14 protein-coding genes and 1 tRNA gene are annotated in these 16652 nt (G+C 37.1%); 10 read left to right on the top strand and 5 right to left on the bottom strand.

Features of this window, described 5'->3' with window-relative positions:
- Positions 1 to 13: 13 nt before the first annotated feature.
- The 7 genes from LGQ90_RS09905 (at position 14) to LGQ90_RS09875 (ending at position 7192) form a co-directional block, all read left to right on the top strand.
- Positions 14 to 1183 carry an efflux RND transporter periplasmic adaptor subunit gene (locus LGQ90_RS09905; RefSeq protein ID WP_229340660.1) on the top strand — a complete coding sequence of 390 codons (1170 nt, stop codon included), beginning with the start codon at positions 14 to 16 and terminating at the stop codon, positions 1181 to 1183.
- Positions 1180 to 4443 (top strand): efflux RND transporter permease subunit, encoded by a 3264-nt coding sequence (locus tag LGQ90_RS09900; RefSeq protein WP_229340658.1) that lies wholly within the window; start codon positions 1180 to 1182, stop codon positions 4441 to 4443. The genes LGQ90_RS09905 and LGQ90_RS09900 overlap by 4 nt, the downstream gene beginning before the upstream one ends.
- A gap of 6 nt (positions 4444 to 4449) precedes the next feature.
- Positions 4450 to 5784, top strand: a complete 1335-nt coding sequence (locus tag LGQ90_RS09895; protein WP_229340656.1) for a TolC family protein — start codon at positions 4450 to 4452, stop codon at positions 5782 to 5784.
- A 3-nt stretch (positions 5785 to 5787) separates the two neighbouring features.
- A complete protein-coding gene (locus LGQ90_RS09890; protein WP_229340654.1) occupies positions 5788 to 5970 on the top strand; it encodes a CPXCG motif-containing cysteine-rich protein in 183 nt (60 codons plus the stop codon).
- A 65-nt stretch (positions 5971 to 6035) separates the two neighbouring features.
- Positions 6036 to 6389, top strand: coding sequence for a SpoIIAA family protein (locus tag LGQ90_RS09885; RefSeq protein WP_229340652.1), 354 nt, complete (start codon positions 6036 to 6038; stop codon positions 6387 to 6389).
- Positions 6390 to 6665: 276 nt separating this feature from the next.
- Positions 6666 to 6738 (top strand) — tRNA-Met (locus tag LGQ90_RS09880).
- A gap of 127 nt (positions 6739 to 6865) precedes the next feature.
- Positions 6866 to 7192: a YegP family protein gene (locus LGQ90_RS09875; RefSeq protein ID WP_229340650.1), complete on the top strand. Its 327-nt coding sequence runs from the start codon at positions 6866 to 6868 to the stop codon at positions 7190 to 7192.
- A gap of 515 nt (positions 7193 to 7707) precedes the next feature.
- On the opposite strand, the gene LGQ90_RS09870 is transcribed toward LGQ90_RS09875, so the two are convergent.
- Complete coding sequence (locus LGQ90_RS09870) at positions 7708 to 7944, bottom strand: hypothetical protein (RefSeq protein WP_229340648.1); 237 nt, start codon at positions 7942 to 7944, stop codon at positions 7708 to 7710.
- A gap of 267 nt (positions 7945 to 8211) precedes the next feature.
- Here LGQ90_RS09870 and LGQ90_RS09865 point away from each other — a divergent pair, with 267 nt between their 5' ends.
- Positions 8212 to 9165, top strand: a complete 954-nt coding sequence (locus tag LGQ90_RS09865; RefSeq protein WP_229340646.1) for a calcium/sodium antiporter — start codon at positions 8212 to 8214, stop codon at positions 9163 to 9165.
- Between the two features lie 81 nt (positions 9166 to 9246).
- Here the strand turns inward: LGQ90_RS09865 and LGQ90_RS09860 are convergent, their stop codons facing one another.
- From LGQ90_RS09860 to pckA, 4 genes are all read right to left on the bottom strand, one after another.
- Positions 9247 to 9786: a lipid-binding SYLF domain-containing protein gene (locus LGQ90_RS09860; RefSeq protein WP_229340644.1), complete on the bottom strand. Its 540-nt coding sequence runs from the start codon at positions 9784 to 9786 to the stop codon at positions 9247 to 9249.
- 205 nt (positions 9787 to 9991) lie between these two features.
- Positions 9992 to 10591, bottom strand: coding sequence for a fasciclin domain-containing protein (locus LGQ90_RS09855; protein ID WP_229340642.1), 600 nt, complete (start codon positions 10589 to 10591; stop codon positions 9992 to 9994).
- A 209-nt stretch (positions 10592 to 10800) separates the two neighbouring features.
- Positions 10801 to 12279, bottom strand: coding sequence for an SLC13 family permease (locus LGQ90_RS09850; protein WP_229340640.1), 1479 nt, complete (start codon positions 12277 to 12279; stop codon positions 10801 to 10803).
- A 168-nt stretch (positions 12280 to 12447) separates the two neighbouring features.
- Positions 12448 to 14025, bottom strand: a complete 1578-nt coding sequence (gene pckA, locus LGQ90_RS09845) for a phosphoenolpyruvate carboxykinase (ATP) (protein WP_229340638.1) — start codon at positions 14023 to 14025, stop codon at positions 12448 to 12450.
- Positions 14026 to 14251: 226 nt separating this feature from the next.
- Between pckA and LGQ90_RS09840 the strand changes: the two genes are divergently transcribed.
- Both LGQ90_RS09840 and LGQ90_RS09835 read left to right on the top strand, forming a co-directional pair.
- Positions 14252 to 15679, top strand: a complete 1428-nt coding sequence (locus LGQ90_RS09840; RefSeq protein WP_229340636.1) for an amidohydrolase family protein — start codon at positions 14252 to 14254, stop codon at positions 15677 to 15679.
- Positions 15680 to 15971: 292 nt separating this feature from the next.
- A complete protein-coding gene (locus tag LGQ90_RS09835) occupies positions 15972 to 16529 on the top strand; it encodes a hypothetical protein (protein WP_229340634.1) in 558 nt (185 codons plus the stop codon).
- Positions 16530 to 16652: the final 123 nt, after the last annotated feature.

The following is a 16652-nucleotide window of genomic DNA, read 5'->3' as shown; positions in this document are numbered from 1 at the left end:
TCCTAGTACTACTATGGATAAACGCAAGATCATTCTCTCAATATTGGGCGTTGTGCTCATTATTGCTGCAATCTTCGCAGCAAAAGCTATTATAGATAGCAAAGAACAACCAAAACCGAATATTCAGAAAACAGTAAAAACGGTTTTTGTAGATACAATTCAAAATTCTACTGTTTCAATTAATATTCCTGCGAATGGAAATCTTGTTGCCAAAAGACGAGTTGAGCTTTTTGCTGAAGTACAGGGAGTTTTTCGTTATAGTTCACAACCATTCAAGCCTGGGCAAGCATATAAAAAAGGGCAGACTCTTTTAAAAATAGATGCTGAAGAGTATGCGGCAAGTGTGCAATCGGCTAAAAGCGATCTTTATAATCAAATCACGGCAATAATGCCCGATTTGCGTATGGATTACCCAGATATTTTTGATAAGTGGCAGAAGTATCTGAATAATTTTGATGTGAATGGATCCATTCCGCCATTACCTGAACCGGAAAGCGATAAGGAACGTTATTTTGTAAATGGTCGCGGGGTCAATGCAGCTTACTATAACATTAAAAATTTAGAACAGCGTCTTGTTAAATACCGTATATCGGCTCCGTTTGATGGGGTATTGACGGAAGCACTTGTAACCGAAGGTACTTTGATTAGAAACGGGCAAAAGTTAGGAGAATTTATAGATCCAGATGTATATGAACTCCAGGTTTCTATCGCTAAACAATACGCAGATCTTTTACAGGTTGGCGAAGAAGTGAGTCTCACGAATAATAATGCTACAAAAACATACCAGGGTAGTGTTAGTCGAATAAATGCCAGAATAGATCAGGCTACGCAAACAGTTAGTGTTTTTATTGAGGTTGAAGGTAGCAATCTTAAAGAAGGAATGTATATGCAAGCCAATCTGGATGCGAAGAAAGAAGAAAATGCCATAGAAATAGATCGCAGCCTGGTGAGTGATAGAAATGAAATCTTTATAGTGCAGGATTCAATATTACAAAGTATTGAAGTAAATCCTGTTTATTTTTCTGATAAGAAGGCCGTGGTCAAAGGAGTTCCTAACGGGGAAGTTATATTATCCAGACAGGTTTCCGGGGCTTATAACGGTATGCCTGTTAATATAGCCGAGGAAAGTGAAACCAGAAGTAAGGATAATTCAGATAAGAATTCCGAAAGACTTAGTCAATGAGAAAGATCATCAGTTACTTTATCAAATACCACGTAGCGGTAAATATAATGCTTATCGCCTTTTTGATATTTGGGGTGATAGGGATGTTGCGTATGCAGTCATCTTTCTTTCCTCTGATAGAATCTGAAATAATCAATATCAATATTGCGTATCCTGGAGCAGCTCCTGAAGAAATAGAAGAAGGTATTGTTCTTAAAATTGAAGATAACCTCAAAGGTTTGGTTGGAGTTGAGCGGGTAACCTCTGTTTCCAGGGAAAATGGAGGTAGTATTACCGTAGAAATAGATGCTGATGAAAATATTGATGTGATGCTTTCTGAAGTTAAGAATGCGGTAGACCGCGTCCCTAACTTTCCAACCGGTATGGAGCCGCTGGTCGTCGCCAAGCAGGAAAACATTAGAGAGACTTTCGATTTTTTTGTTAGTGGAGAAGGGGTTGACCTGGCCACACTTAAACAAATTGGGAGGCAGATAGAATATGATTTGCGTAACATGGATGGCCTTTCGCAAATTGAATTGTCAGGATTTCCCGAAGAAGAGATCGAGATCGCAGTAAACGAAAATGATCTGCTAGCTTATAATCTTACTTTTACTGAAGTAGCACAGGCTGTATCTCAGGCAAATATTTTAACTACTGGTGGAAGTATTAAAACCCAGCAAGAAGACTTTTTAATTCGAGCCGATAACAGGTCTTATTACGGTAAAGAACTAAATAACCTGGTGGTTAAGTCTCAGCCTGATGGAACTACGGTTACATTAGATGATGTAGCTACAATTAGAGACCGTTTCTCAGAAACACCGAATGCTTCCTATATAAATGGTCAAATTGCTGTAAGTGTTAATATTTCCACTACCAATAATGAGGACCTTATCTCTGCCGCCGAAAAAGTGCGTGCCTATGTAGAAGAGTTTAATCAGAAAAACGATACGCTGCAGATCATTGTAGAAGATGATCGTAGTATCACTTTGAATCAAAGAACACAGCTGCTTATTGAAAATGGAGCTGTTGGAATTATTCTGGTATTGCTATTCCTATCATTCTTCCTAAATACTCGTCTGGCATTTTGGGTAGCTTTTGGGTTGCCTATTTCTTTCTTAGGAATGTTCATTTTTGCAGGGTCATTTGGTGTGACTATCAATGTACTCTCTCTTTTTGGAATGATCATCGTAATCGGGATCTTGGTGGATGACGGTATTGTGATTTCAGAAAATATTTACCAGCATTATGAAAGAGGTAAAAAACCTGTACAGGCAGCCATAGACGGAACTCTGGAAGTTTTACCGCCAATCCTTTCAGCAATAATTACTACCGTTCTGGCTTTTTCCACTTTCTTATTTTTAGATAGCCGTATAGGTCAATTCTTTGGGGAGGTTAGTACTGTTGTAATTTTGACGCTGGTGGTTTCCCTGGTTGAAGCTTTAATTATTCTCCCCGCTCATATTGCGCACTCCAAAGCTCTGGTAAGGGAAACTGAGGAAGAAAAACAAAAAAAGAAGGGTCTGGCGAAATTATTTCTGAAATTGAGGAAATTTAACGAATACGGTGACCGTTTTATGCAGTATTTGCGGGATAGGCTATATGAACCGGTAATTCGTGCAACGGTAGCCAATCGTTTCTTGAGTCTGTCTATTCTAATCACCTTGTTTATTCTAACTATTGGCTCAGTAATGGGTGGAGTAGTGAATGTAACACTTTTCCCAAGTATTGCAAGTGACAGGGTTAGTATTGATCTATTGATGCCGGAAGGAACAAATCCTAAAAAGACAGATAGTATCATATCTATGGTTGAAGATGCCGCATGGCGCGTAAATGAAGATTTTACCGCTCGTCAAACCGGTAATAAAGAAGTGGTACAAAATATAGTTCGTCGCGTAGGGCCTGGAAATAATAAGGCCTCTCTTAGAGTGAATTTGTTACCTGGTGAAGAACGCGATTTTGGTTCTCCTGAAATTACCAATGCCATAAGAGATGAAGTGGGTGAAGTCTATGGTGTGGAACGCTTAACATTTGGTTCAGGTGGAAATTTTGGAGGAAAACCTGTCTCGGTATCCTTATTAGGTAATAATATGGAGGAGCTTGAAAATGCGAAGGAGGAGTTGAAGGAGGCTATGGATGAAAATTCAAGTCTTAAAGACGTTACTGACACTGATCCAGATGGTATTAAGGAGATAACGATAGATCTAAAAGAAAATGCGTATGCCCTTGGACTAAATTTAAGCACGGTAATGAGTCAGGTTCGTGCCGGATTTTTCGGTCTTCAGGCTCAGCGATTTCAGAGGGGACAGGATGAGATTCGTGTTTGGGTAAGATACGATCGTGAAAATAGGGAATCTATTAATGATCTTGATGACATGCGTATTGTAACTCCGCAAGGGGACCGTGTTCCATTTGGTGAGATCGCCAGTTACAGTATTCGTCGAGGCACGGAGTCAATAAGTCATTTAGAAGGATTGCGGGAAATTAGGGTAGAGGCAGACATGGAGGATCCAGATGCAAGTGCTACCGATGCTATTGCCAATATAGATGAGAACATTCTACCAGGCATTCTTTCTAAATATCCAAGTGTATCGGTTTCTTACGAAGGGCAGAACCGTGAGGCAGAAAAACTGACGAAGTCCGCGCAGAAAGTGTTTCCTGTAATTCTATTTTTGATCTATGCTGTAATAGCCTTTACATTTAGAAGTTACAGTCAGCCATTTTTATTGATCCTAATGATTCCATTTAGTATTATTGGTGTTGCCTGGGGTCATTTCATACACGGTTTTCCGGTAAATATTCTTTCCCTTTTGGGAATCATTGCTTTAGTCGGGATTATGGTAAATGATGGCTTAGTATTAATAGGAAAGTTCAATACTTACCTCAGGGATGGTATGCGCTATGATAAAGCTCTTATTGAAGCTGGTAAATCACGTTTTAGAGCAATTTTCCTTACTTCATTAACAACTATTGCCGGTATTGCACCACTTTTATTGGAGAAAAGCCGTCAGGCTCAGTTTTTAAAACCAATGGCTATTTCAATTGCCTACGGTATTTTTATAGCAACCTTTCTAACCTTATTGGTATTACCGCTGCTGTTGTCTTTGACAAATACTACAAAGACGAAAATAAAGTGGTTAAAAACCGGTGAAAAGGTGAGCAGGGAATCTGTGGAGCGAGCTATAAAGGAACAAAATGAGGAAAACAAGCGTCAGGATGAACTCAATGAGGCAAATGGCCAGAGAAATTCTCAGGAAAAGAAATTTCAACCTCAAGATAAATAAGCTTTGATGAGATTAATACAATTCATTTTTTATTGTTCGATCATATTTTTTAGTACTGCTAATAGTTTTGCGCAACAAAAGGTTCTTACTAAAGAAGAGGTAATTGCCCGGGCTCTTGAAGAAAATTTCGGAATCAGACTGGCAAATAACGAAGTTGAAATTGCGGAAAATAATCAGAGCATTTGGAATTCAGGTTACCTGCCGACTTTAACCGGACTCGCTGGAGCAGATTATGATCTTAATGACAGGCTTACCGAGCCAAATGAGGGGGATATCGTAGACCAGAGAGGTATTGAAAGCAACAGGTATAATGCATCCATCAACATGGGCTATACGCTTTTTGACGGCTTGGGAAGGTATTATAACTATAAGAGCTTAAAGGAACAGTATGATCTCTCTCAGCTTCAGGCCAGGGAAACAATTGAGAATTCTGTTTTGCAGATCATGAGTGTTTATTATGAGATTGCCCGGCTTTCTGAAAATATAGGGGTGCTGGAAGAAACTCTTGAAATATCAAAGAACAGGGTCACCAGGGCACAATATCAATTTGAGTATGGACAGGCCAATAATCTGGTAGTTCTAAATGCGAGGGTAGATGTGAATAATGATAGTATTGCCTTACTGGAAACTGCCCAGCAATTAAAAAATACCAAACGAGATCTTAATGTATTGTTGAATAGGGAGATCAGTGCAAATGAATTTGAAGTAGATACCACGGTTTATTTTGTTACAGAACTTGAGTTGGAAAGTTTTATTGATAAAGCTGAAATGAATAATGTTTCCTTGCTTCAAATAGAGCAAAATTTGGAAATAAGCGATTACGATATCAAAATAAGCAAATCTGGTTACCTGCCAAGCGTAGATCTTACCGGGTCCTATGGCTGGAACAGGAATCGAAGCGCCGCGACGGCATTCTTTCCAGGTTCTACCACCACAACCGATGGTTTTGCGGCAGGGGTAAGTCTTAGATGGGATATTTTTGATGGCGGGGCTACGAATGTTCAGATTAAAAATTCAAAGATAAGGTATAACAGTCAGGAGTTGCTAAAGCAGCAACTGGAGAACGAAATACGTCGGGATATTCAAAATGCCCTCGGAAATTACCGGAATAAGCTTTATATTTTACAAGTTCAGGAACAGAATGTTAAGACTAATCTCGATAATTTTAATCGTTCTGAAGAACAGTATAAGCTTGGTAGAATAAGCTCTATAGAATTCAGACAGGCACAAATAAACCTTATTGATGCAAGAACCAGCCTGAATCTTGCAAAATATGACGCAAAACTTTCAGAATTACAACTGCTGCAATTAACCGGGCAGTTGTTGAATATAGAATTATAATGTATGTACGAACATTTTTTTCAATGTCCATATTGCTGGGAGGAAATATCGGTACTTCTAGATCCTTCAGTCACCCGACAAACTTATATTGAAGATTGTGAAGTTTGCTGCCGGCCTATCGAATTCAAGGTAGCTTTTGAAGAAAATGAACTGGTGGAATTTCAGTCTTTAGATATTGAGCAATAATCATTTAACTGGTTTTTGAGAAGGAGGGGTCAATCTATTTGTTATATTGTAATAAACAATTTCCAATGATTTCCACCTTCGAATTTGCCGATCATGTAGTAGGTTTCTTAGTTAATGATGATATTGATAAAGAACTTATTGAAAAGATTCATGAGGCTATTGATTCAAAATTGAGGAAGCATGAAATGGTAAATCTCTTTGTGGAAATCACAGAGGGGAACCAGTTTTCATTTTCTGCTCTCATGAAGGATATTGTTTTTAAGACAAAGCATTCAGGACAGTTTGGGAAAATAGCTATAGTAACCAATCTGGAATGGTTTAAAGCCTATGCATCTATGAAAGATGTATTCATGGATGCAGATGTACGATCTTTTTCTAACAATGATCGTTTAGAAGCGATTAATTGGATCTCTCAGTAAGAAAATCAAGTATTGATGTTACATAATTCTACCGTAAATAGGGTTCAAATCCTTATTTAAGATCACAATGATGGACATACATACTGGAAAACAGACGTAAAGCAATTCAATGAATTTTCAAGTAAATATTTTCTCAAAAAAGTTTGGAAGAATCCTTTTTTCTGTCTTATATTTGCCGTCCAATATCGCGGGATAGAGTTAGCTTTTGCAAACTCGATTTAAAGTCCGCACATCGGGATTATAACCCGAAGCTTTGACAGATATTGGAAAATACATCGCGGGATAGAGCAGTAGGTAGCTCGTCGGGCTCATAACCCGAAGGTCACTGGTTCGAGTCCAGTTCCCGCTACTGAATTAAAAACCGCCTTTTTGAGGTGGTTTTTTCGTTATTCCCTTTTTGCTTTTTTAAAAGTGCAAAACCCTAATCGTCTGTTTTTTGTATATTTAAAATAAATTAACTAAAACAACTATTATTAATGGGAAAATTTGAAATTAAAAAAGATAAAGCGGGAGAATTTCGTTTTAATTTAAAAGCAGGTAATGGCCAGGTTATTTTAAGTAGTGAAGGTTATAAAGCTAAACCTTCATGTATGAATGGTATCGAGTCTGTACGTACAAATTCACAATCTGATGAACGCTTCGAACGTAAAGAAACGGCAACGGGACACAAATTTAACCTGAAATCTACTAATGGTCAGGTGATTGGTACCAGTGAGGTTTATACAACTGTTTCAGCCATGGAAAATGGTATAGCTTCAGTAGGTAAAAATGCTCCAGATGCTAAAGTCGATGACCAATCATAAACCTTCCTGGGCAAATTTAATATAAATGATAGCTTGAATATCAAGGATAATTTTGTTCGATATTTCGGATTTTCCGATAATAAATCAAAAGCCACTCAGTCTGAGTGGCTTTTTTTTTGTTCCAATCTAAAATAATTTATTTTTCAATTACAGCGATTGGTTCATTCTATTTTATTGTTTGATATAGCCTTGTATTGGTTAAAACATATGAGAGACAACTGTAGTGATATATAACTCTTCCTTCCTTAATATTCTAACGCAGCCACATCCGTTAAATCCTGTATGAACTGGTTCGATATTTCACAATTCCTCGCTACTAGCAAAGACAAGGCTTCACAGAAATGTGAGGCCTTTTTTTATACCTATATGTTTAGAGTGATTTCCGATTTCCGGAACCTCAGGAATTTTTATGCTCAATAATAATACTACCTGAGCAAAGAAGGAAAATATTAAAAATAAAAAAACCGTGGCAAAAACCACGGTTAGATCTAGTATTGGCAAATTATCCTAATAATTTATATCTTATCGGAACCTGGAACTTCTGCAGGAGTAATCTCTGCGCTGTCAACCTGAGTTGTTGAGTCTTGCTCTACTTCCAACTGGGTTTCTTCCTCAATAATTTCTTCTTGAGTAGCGTTCATTGTTGATACTTCCTCTACAGTTTCTTCTGTAGTTTCAGCAGTAGTTTCTTTACAAGAACTAAAGCTTAAAACCATTGCGATAGCTGCAACAGTCATAATTGATTTTTTCATTTTATAATGAAATATTAATTGTTAAACGGGTCAAATGTAAATCAAAATTAAATCACTTTTACAAATCGATAAAAATAATTTTAGGTACTCAAAACTAGAGTGGTATGAGACATTTTAGTTTTAAAAAAATTGATCTCGTCTGATTTTTTTCTGAAATTTTAACGAAAGCCTTTTATACATTAGCGCTGTTTTTTAGATGTAATTAATAAATGAATCGGATAATAATAAAGTATCAGGCTTATCCTGAAAATACTTAGCTTATAGAGTATGTTGTTACAAATTTCACTTTTAATCCTGGGTTTTTTGCTTTTGATAAAAGGAGCTGACTGGCTAATTAAAGGAGCTTCAAGCCTTGCAAAAGCTAAAAATGTATCAGATCTAATTATCGGTTTGACCATAGTGGCCTTTGGTACCTCTGCGCCGGAGCTGGTGGTAAATATTGTGGCGGCTTTTCAGGAAAGAGAAGATCTGGTATTTGGGAATGTATTAGGTAGCAATAACTTCAACTTATTTATTATTCTTGGAATTACCGGTTTGATAAGCCCACTAGTAGTTCAAAGAAGTACTATAAGAATGGAAATTCCTATTTCATTGGGAGCTGTAATAATATTCTATATTCTTGGAAATAGTTTTTTAAGTGAACAGGCTATATTGAGCAGGTTTGAAGGAGTTTTTCTGCTAGTTTTGTTTGGTGGGTTCTTATTTTATATTAAAAGACAGTTAGCTAATAAACCAGTTGAGAGACCAGCAGAAACTAAGACAGTATCTTCCCTGAAGATCACCGGATTGATCATTATTGGCTTAATTGGGCTTGTACTGGGAGGAAAACTGGTGGTGGATAGTGCTTCAAGTATAGCCGGTTTTTTTGGATTAAGTGAGAAGATAATCGGGCTTACCATTGTAGCTGCCGGTACATCTCTACCAGAACTTGCCACGTCTGTTATGGCGGCCTTAAAGAAAAATACTGATATTGCCGTTGGTAATATAATTGGTTCCAACATATTCAATATGCTGCTTATTCTTGGTTCCAGTGCTGTGGTTCGTCCTTTGGTATATGACCCCATCTTCAATAACGAGGTGTTTTTATTACTGGGCGGTACTCTGTTCCTTATGATCTTTATGTTTACGGGAGCTAGAAAGAGGCTGGATAGATGGGAAGCTCTGATTCTCCTTGTATCTTATCTGGTTTACACCACTATTCTTATACAGAACGAAATTTAAACTGATGCTCTATAGCTGAAAAGTTCGAGCAAAAAAAAGCCGACAATTAAGTCGGCTTAAATTTTTTGTTGAATGTTTAGATTACTTGGCAGTATATCCAAATCTCTGTCCGGCAACAGATACTCCTACCATAGCTCCTGCTTTTGGCATGGTAGCTACCGCAATTCCATCCTGGAATTTAATAGTTTTAGATTTACCTTTTTCAATAATCACCGCACTGGCATTACCTGAAAGTTCATATTCTCCATCTTTAAAATCCTCAAGAGCTTCCTGAGTTTTAAAGAACAGTACTTCTCTATAAGCTTTTCCACCTACCTGAAGTCCTACATCTACCTGCTTTAAATTTGAATATCCCACGGCAGTTCCATTTTGGTAAACCACACCATTACCTGATGCTCCACCAATGATATAAGCTCCTTTTCCAACATTTGGGAAAACAGCATAACCTGCGGAAGTATTAAATAATTCCTCAACACCTTTATCTGCCTGGATCATAGCTGTTTTAGCCTCCATCGCATCCTGCATTAGCGCATTAGCGTCTCCGCTTCCATTCTTTCCTGGTCCACAACTTATCAATGTTATAAACATCACGAATAGACCTAATCTGCTTAAATTTTTCATAATAATTACTATTTTTTGGTTACTCGAATTTAGTGGTTTGAAGGCATGCAGGTTGTTAATCGGAAGTTATTTAATATTACTTTAATTGATTTTCTAAAAGGATGTTAATATTTATCTATTGAATATCAGTTGTTTAGGCTATAATATATAAAAGCCACTCTATTGAATAGCTTTTATATATCGGGCAAAAAAAGGGCAAAGTTTATTATTCTTCAGGTATAAGAACTTTATTGATTACATGGATCACCCCATTACTTGCGGCAATATCAAATAATCCTGCTTCCACAAGGATAGCGGAGTCAACTTGCATATCTGCATCGTTGGTGTCTATTCCACCTGTACTGTTAATGTATATGTTAGACCCTTGTAATGTTTCGATCTCTTTCCAGTTATTTTTTCCAAGTACACTGTTACTAAATCTTCTACCCTCGGTAACATGATAAGTAAGGATATTTGCCAGGAACGCAGGATCTAAGCTGTTTAGATCTATATCTTCTCCTAACAAAGCGATAAAGGCATCATCTGTAGGGGCGAAGACAGTATATTGATCGGTTCCATTTTCGAAGATATCCTTTAAATCAGTGTATTCCAGGGCTGCTAATAATAAAGTAAATCTGCCATCATCTTCTGCGATTGCGACTATAGATTTATCACTTTTTTGTGAAGCCGGAGAGGCTTTTGTACTGGCATCAACTGCCTGAATATCTTCTGGAACTGCTTCTTTTTCACAGGATGTAAAAACGAATACAAATGCCAGAAATAAGCTCTTAAATAATACTTTTGATAATGTAATAGAAGTTTTCATAGACCATATTTTTTTTGATTATGAGTCTAATATAGAGACAATTACAATATTGTTTAATTATATTAACTAAACTTTAAACAAAATTACTTTAATGGATTCAAATCCGGGATATAAGTAATAAGTCGCTATATAATTGAAAGAAAAAAGCCACTCGAAATAAGTACCTTTTTTATTTTTTAGAAAAGTGTAAAATAATGCTTCTGCATGAATTATGGTTTTTCTATAATAAATTGTTCACTGAATCCGAATGGATCAAAATCCCAAAGGATTGGTAGCATGAGATATACCATAGCGGTCAGGATCAGGATTGAAATTAAATTCATCCAGATACCTGTTCTAACCATATCTGGGATGCGAAGATATCCAGAACCAAATACTACGGCGTTTGGTGGCGTGGCCACGGGTAACATAAATGCACAGGAAGCTGCTACGGTGGTGGCCACGAGGAGCATATAAGGATTCAAATCTAATTTTAAAGCAATAGGGGCCAGGATGGGTAGAAGCATTGCAGTAGTGGCCAGGTTTGAAGTGAGCTCAGTGATAAAGTTTACACTGAAGATCACAATTAAAATCAGCAATAATAGCGGCAGTGCATCGAGTAAGGTCATTTGTACCCCAAACCATTGAGCCAGTCCCGTAACTTCAAATCCAGAAGCCAGGGCCATACCACCACCAAAAAGCAGGATGATGCCCCAGGGCATTTTCACGGCTTCTTTCCAGTTAATAATTCGTTGGCCTTCCTTACCAGAACTTAAAGTAAAAAGGCTAATTCCCGCGATCATGGCAATAATGGTATCGTCTATTCCCGGAAGGAATTTCTCCAGTATAAAAGATCTGGTGATCCAGCAGATGGCTGTGAGAACAAATACACTCATTACAATTTTTTCTTCCTTTTTCATGGGTCCAAGGGCAGAGATAAGTCGCTGGATTTCTTCTTTTCCCCCGGGAAATTCTTTCTGTTTAAAATTGAAGGCGATATGGGTGATATAGAACCAGGAAATTATCAATAACGTAATAGAAATGGGGAGTCCGAATTTCAGCCATTGGAAAAAAGTAATTTCGATATTATAGACTTCTTGAATATATCCTGCAAATACAAGATTTGGAGGCGTGCCGATTAAAGTCGCAATCCCCCCAATAGATGCGCTATAAGCAATACTTAGCATCAAAGCTTTTCCAAAGAGTCTATGTTCATTCTGTTTGGTGGACGGGTTATCTTTTAACTGAGAAACTATAGACATTCCAATGGGGAGCATCATTACCGATGTTGCGGTATTAGAAATCCACATAGATAAAAATGCAGTTGCGACCATAAAGCCCAGAATGATATTTTTTACGTTGGTTCCAATGAGTTTAATAATATGAAGCGCGATACGTTTATGTAGGTTCCATTTCTCTATGGCAATAGCCAGAATAAATCCTCCCATATACAGGAAGATATATTTATGACCGTAAGAAGCCGTGGTCGTGGAGAGTTCCAGGGCACCAGTTAATGGAAACAATATAATGGGGAGTAGGGCGGTAACAGCAATAGGGACTGCTTCGGTTACCCACCATAAAGCTATCCATATAGTGGCACACAATACATCATAAGCCGGTTCGGGCATTCCTTCAGGGCCACCAATACTTTGCAGGATCAGAAATAAAACCGGTCCCAGGATCAAAAATATGTTCTTACTAAACTTCAATAATGTGCTCTTTAAATTATTCTATTTCGAAACCTTCTACCAGTTGTCTTAAAAATGTACCCCTTTCCGGAATTACAAAATTCACGATTATCTATTAAAATCGGTCCTTACTGAATTGCTCGTAGATTGTTTTAGAAGAGCAGTACATTAATAATATTTGCAGGTGATCTAAAAGTCAAATCGCTGAGGTCCTCCACGTCTTATTTCTTCATTGGCGTAAGACTCAAATTTTTCAAAATTCTTTCTGAAAGCATTTGAAAGTTTAAATGCTGCTTTGTAGTAAGCTTCATCATTAGCCCAGGTTGCTCTTGGGCTTAATACCTTATCAGGTACTCCAGGACAGGACCTTGGCTGTGCAACTCCAAACACGGAATGTATATGATATTTTTCATAAGAATAAGTTTTATCAAGTTTTCCTTCCAGAATTGCATTTAACATCGCCCGGGTATATTTTAACTGAATCCTGGACCCAACTCCATAGGCACCGCCGGTCCATCCGGTATTAATAAGCCAGACATTCGCACCGCTTTTTTTAATTTTATCACTAAGCATCTCCGCGTAAACAGTTGGATGAAGCGGCATAAATGGTGCTCCAAAGCATGCGGAAAATGAAGGTACAGGCTCATCTATCCCGGCCTCAGTTCCTGCAATTTTTGAGGTATATCCTGAAATAAAATGATAAGCCGCCTGATGTGCGGTAAGTTTTGAAACAGGAGGTAAGACGCCAAAGGCATCTGCGGTTAAAAAGAATATATTTTCAGGATTCTCACCAACAGAAGGGATTTTAATGTTATCTATATGATGAATTGGGTAACTCACCCGTGTGTTTTGAGTGATGGAAGTATCTGAAAAATCAACTTTCCCATCCTTCACGATCACGTTTTCAAGTAAGGCACCTTCCCGAATAGCATTATAAATATCTGGTTCTGACTCTTTGCTCAGGTTAATCACTTTTGCATAGCAGCCCCCTTCAAAATTGAAAATTTTATCTTCCGGGGTCCAGCCATGTTCATCATCTCCGATCAGTTTTCTACTGGGATCGGCAGATAAAGTAGTTTTTCCGGTTCCCGAAAGGCCAAAGAATATAGCGGTATCATTATTCTCACCAACGTTGGCAGAGCAGTGCATTGGTAATACGTTATGTTCAGTAGGTAGTATAAAATTTAATGCCGAGAAAATTCCTTTTTTAATTTCTCCGGTATAACCAGTACCCCCAATTAAAACTGTTTTTTCAGAAAAACATAATATGGCAAAGTTTGACTGTCTGGTTCCATGTAGCGCTGGATCTGCCATAAAACCCGGTGCATCAATGACTGTCCAGTCTTTTTCAAAATTTTCCAGCTCTTTTTCTGTAGGTCTGATGAACATATTATAAGCGAAAAGATTTGACCAGGCATATTCTGTGATCACCTCTAGCTTTAATTGATATTTTTCCAGGGCTCCTGCATTGGCATACCTGGTATAGATCTCTTTATCTTCAAGATATTGGAGAACGTCTTTCTTTAATTTTTTATAATTTTCAGCAGAGATGGGAAGATTTATTTCGCCCCAGTTCACTTTCTCTTTCGTAATACTTTCCTCTACAATAAACCGATCTTTAGGAGATCTGCCGGTAAATTCACCGGTATTAATAGCAATGCTCCCAGAATCTGTTCTTTTACCTTCTTTCTTTTCTTCTATAATCTTAATTAATTCACTAGCATCTAGTTGATGATGAGAATTTTTTGCATGGTTATAAGGCTCCATAATTATGCGTGGTTATTGTTGATATCTTAGCAATGTGTGTAAAAATTTATTAATAACGGCTATTTTACAGGATTTTATCAAATTTTAATGATTTTAAGAACAAAAAAGTGAATAGATTTTAATAAAATGAATAGATATCTCAATTTTAACTAATAAACTGTCATTTTCAAGTTCTATTATTAATAATTGTAAATTACCTAGATCTTATTAATTAATCCTGTTTACTATGAAATACAGATTATTATTCCAGTTCTTCATCTTATTCTTCACTTGCAATTCTATTGCACAAAACGGAATTTCTTCTGTAGCCTTAAAGGGAGCTACTTTATATGATGGAAATGGTGAAAGTATCCAAAATGCTGTAATTATTATTAACAATGACAAGATCACTCATGTTGGAAATAGTGAGACTGAAATCCCGGAAAATACCCAGATAATAGATGTTTCAGGAAAGTATATAATGCCGGGACTTGTAGATGCACACATACATTTTTTTCAGACCGGATTCTTTGACTCCCGCCCGGATGCTGCCGACCTAAGGGATTCAATTCCACTAGAAGAGGTAATAAAATATCAGAAAAATAATCCTGAAAGGTATTATCAATCATATTTACGTTCAGGAATTACTGCAGTTTATGATGTTGGGGATTATATGTGGACACTGGATTTTCAGAAGAATAATGATATGAATCCGCTTGCTCCTCATACAGCCTCAGCCGGACGACTTATTACACCGGCTCCAGAGCAGATGATCGGGATATTTGATGTAAATGGTGAAAGTACATTTGTTCATCTGGGCTCAGAAGAACAGGGACGTAATGCGGTAAGAGAAAATTCAAAAGCAGGTACTACGGGTATCAAAATTTGGGGATTTAGTCCTGGCGATGAAGAATTCCTCAAAAATATCAATGCGGTCGCAGAGGAAATAAAAAACCAGGATAATAAAATGATCGCTCATGCGACCAATCTTTCCGAAGCGAAAATGGCGATGAAATTAGGTGCTGAACTTTTGGTGCATAGTGTTGAAGATACTTTGATTGACGATGAATTTATCCAATTAATGAAAGCAAACAAAACAATTTATAATCCTACCATAGTGGTTGCCAGAGGGTATTATAATACTTTCAAAGCTGTCTTAGGAGAAGATTTTGTAATTGACGATCAAAACCAGGTGGTAGATTCGAAAACCAGACATATGCTTGAGAATGCAGCTGAATTTAGAAAAATTCTTAGTGAGGAACGTGTAGAAGCAATGGAAGGCGGTTTGGAAACAATGGATGAAGGCTTGAAGAAAAGAAAGAAAAATATGCTGGCCAATCTTAAAAAGGTCTATGATGAGGGCGGAACGATCGTAGTAGGGACAGATGCCGGTAATCCAGGAACATTACATGGAATTTCTTATTATAATGAAATTGAAGCAATGCAGGAAGCCGGGATTCCTCCTAGTGATCTAATAGTAATGGCCACACGTAATGGTGCACTGGCAATGGAGCGACTGGATGATTTTGGTACATTAGAAGCTGGAAAAATAGCAGACCTGATAGTCCTGGAAAAAGATCCCTCTGCAAATATTTCTAATCTCAGGTCTATTTCTCATGTAATGCGAAAAGGGATCCTGAGAAATGTCAGAGATGCTGAAGATTTTAAAAATTAATATGATGAAACGGTCAATTTTTGATATTAATAGATCTTTAAACGTTAAAATTGTTTAATAATGTATAATGCTAATAATTAAATTATTAGAGCTAATGTTCATGAGAATATAAAAATATATTTGTTATAGAATTTAGTTAAAAATAAAGGGGTTCGGTCTTGTAGGGAAATCGACCCCTTTTTCTTTTCCAAACAATCATTCGATAAGTCTAAAATTACCTTGAAATGGGTATTTTATTATTTTTTAAAACGCTATAATTTTGTTTAAGATATAACCAATAAATTATAGTAAAATGAAAAATTATTTTTTACCCAGAATTTTCTTTCTTCTTCTAACGCTGCTGTCTTTCTCTGCTTGTAGCGAAGATGACGATGCACCAAATGACGACGACGGAGGCGGAAGTGGTAATGGAAACGCGACTTATGACGGAAGAACATTTAACTTCACCCAGGGAGTGGTCGCTGAATTTGGTCAGGGGGATGAAGGAGTGTATAATTTTGATATAGATCTCCTGTCAGATGATTTCGATATTGATTTCGAAAATGAAGAAATTAATGGTAGGGGTGAGGTTCTTTATTTTGAAATGTGGACTTCCCAGTCTTCAGAATTAAAAGAAGGTACTTATAAGTTAAGCAATGGGGAAAGTGATTTCGGAATCACCTTTGCCGATTTCTCAGAAGATTATAATTTTAATTTAGATGAAGGGAGCCTGAAAGAAGCTGTTGAAGCTGAGGTTGTTCTGAGCAGGTCTGGAAGTATTTATTCTTTGGATTATACTTTAAACTTCGCCGATGGTAAAACATTAACCGGTAGCTTCGAAGGCGATCTATATGAAGTTACTGCTGACTAATATATAATCTAAAAAATACCCTTAAATGGGTATTTTTTTATGCTTAGTCAATGCTTATTTTAGTAATAGTAATTCTAAAAGTAGAAATTGAGTACGTTATTTCAATGTAGGGTAGAAATAATG

The organism is Christiangramia sediminis, assembly GCF_020552705.1.
In the GTDB taxonomy this organism is placed as follows: Bacteria; Bacteroidota; Bacteroidia; order Flavobacteriales; family Flavobacteriaceae; genus Christiangramia; species Christiangramia sediminis.
The sequence above is the reverse complement of the archived record's forward strand: the minus strand, read 5'-3'. Positions and strand labels throughout refer to the sequence as shown.

Coding starts and splice junctions, on each gene's coding strand:
- LGQ90_RS09905 (WP_229340660.1), top strand. CDS start 14: ATGGATAAACGCAAGATCATTCTCTCAATATTGGGCGTTGTGCTCATT.
- LGQ90_RS09900 (WP_229340658.1), top strand. CDS start 1,180: ATGAGAAAGATCATCAGTTACTTTATCAAATACCACGTAGCGGTAAAT.
- LGQ90_RS09895 (WP_229340656.1), top strand. CDS start 4,450: ATGAGATTAATACAATTCATTTTTTATTGTTCGATCATATTTTTTAGT.
- LGQ90_RS09890 (WP_229340654.1), top strand. CDS start 5,788: ATGTACGAACATTTTTTTCAATGTCCATATTGCTGGGAGGAAATATCG.
- LGQ90_RS09885 (WP_229340652.1), top strand. CDS start 6,036: ATGATTTCCACCTTCGAATTTGCCGATCATGTAGTAGGTTTCTTAGTT.
- LGQ90_RS09875 (WP_229340650.1), top strand. CDS start 6,866: ATGGGAAAATTTGAAATTAAAAAAGATAAAGCGGGAGAATTTCGTTTT.
- LGQ90_RS09870 (WP_229340648.1), bottom strand. CDS start 7,944: ATGAAAAAATCAATTATGACTGTTGCAGCTATCGCAATGGTTTTAAGC.
- LGQ90_RS09865 (WP_229340646.1), top strand. CDS start 8,212: ATGTTGTTACAAATTTCACTTTTAATCCTGGGTTTTTTGCTTTTGATA.
- LGQ90_RS09860 (WP_229340644.1), bottom strand. CDS start 9,786: ATGAAAAATTTAAGCAGATTAGGTCTATTCGTGATGTTTATAACATTG.
- LGQ90_RS09855 (WP_229340642.1), bottom strand. CDS start 10,591: ATGAAAACTTCTATTACATTATCAAAAGTATTATTTAAGAGCTTATTT.
- pckA (WP_229340638.1), bottom strand. CDS start 14,025: ATGGAGCCTTATAACCATGCAAAAAATTCTCATCATCAACTAGATGCT.
- LGQ90_RS09840 (WP_229340636.1), top strand. CDS start 14,252: ATGAAATACAGATTATTATTCCAGTTCTTCATCTTATTCTTCACTTGC.
- LGQ90_RS09835 (WP_229340634.1), top strand. CDS start 15,972: ATGAAAAATTATTTTTTACCCAGAATTTTCTTTCTTCTTCTAACGCTG.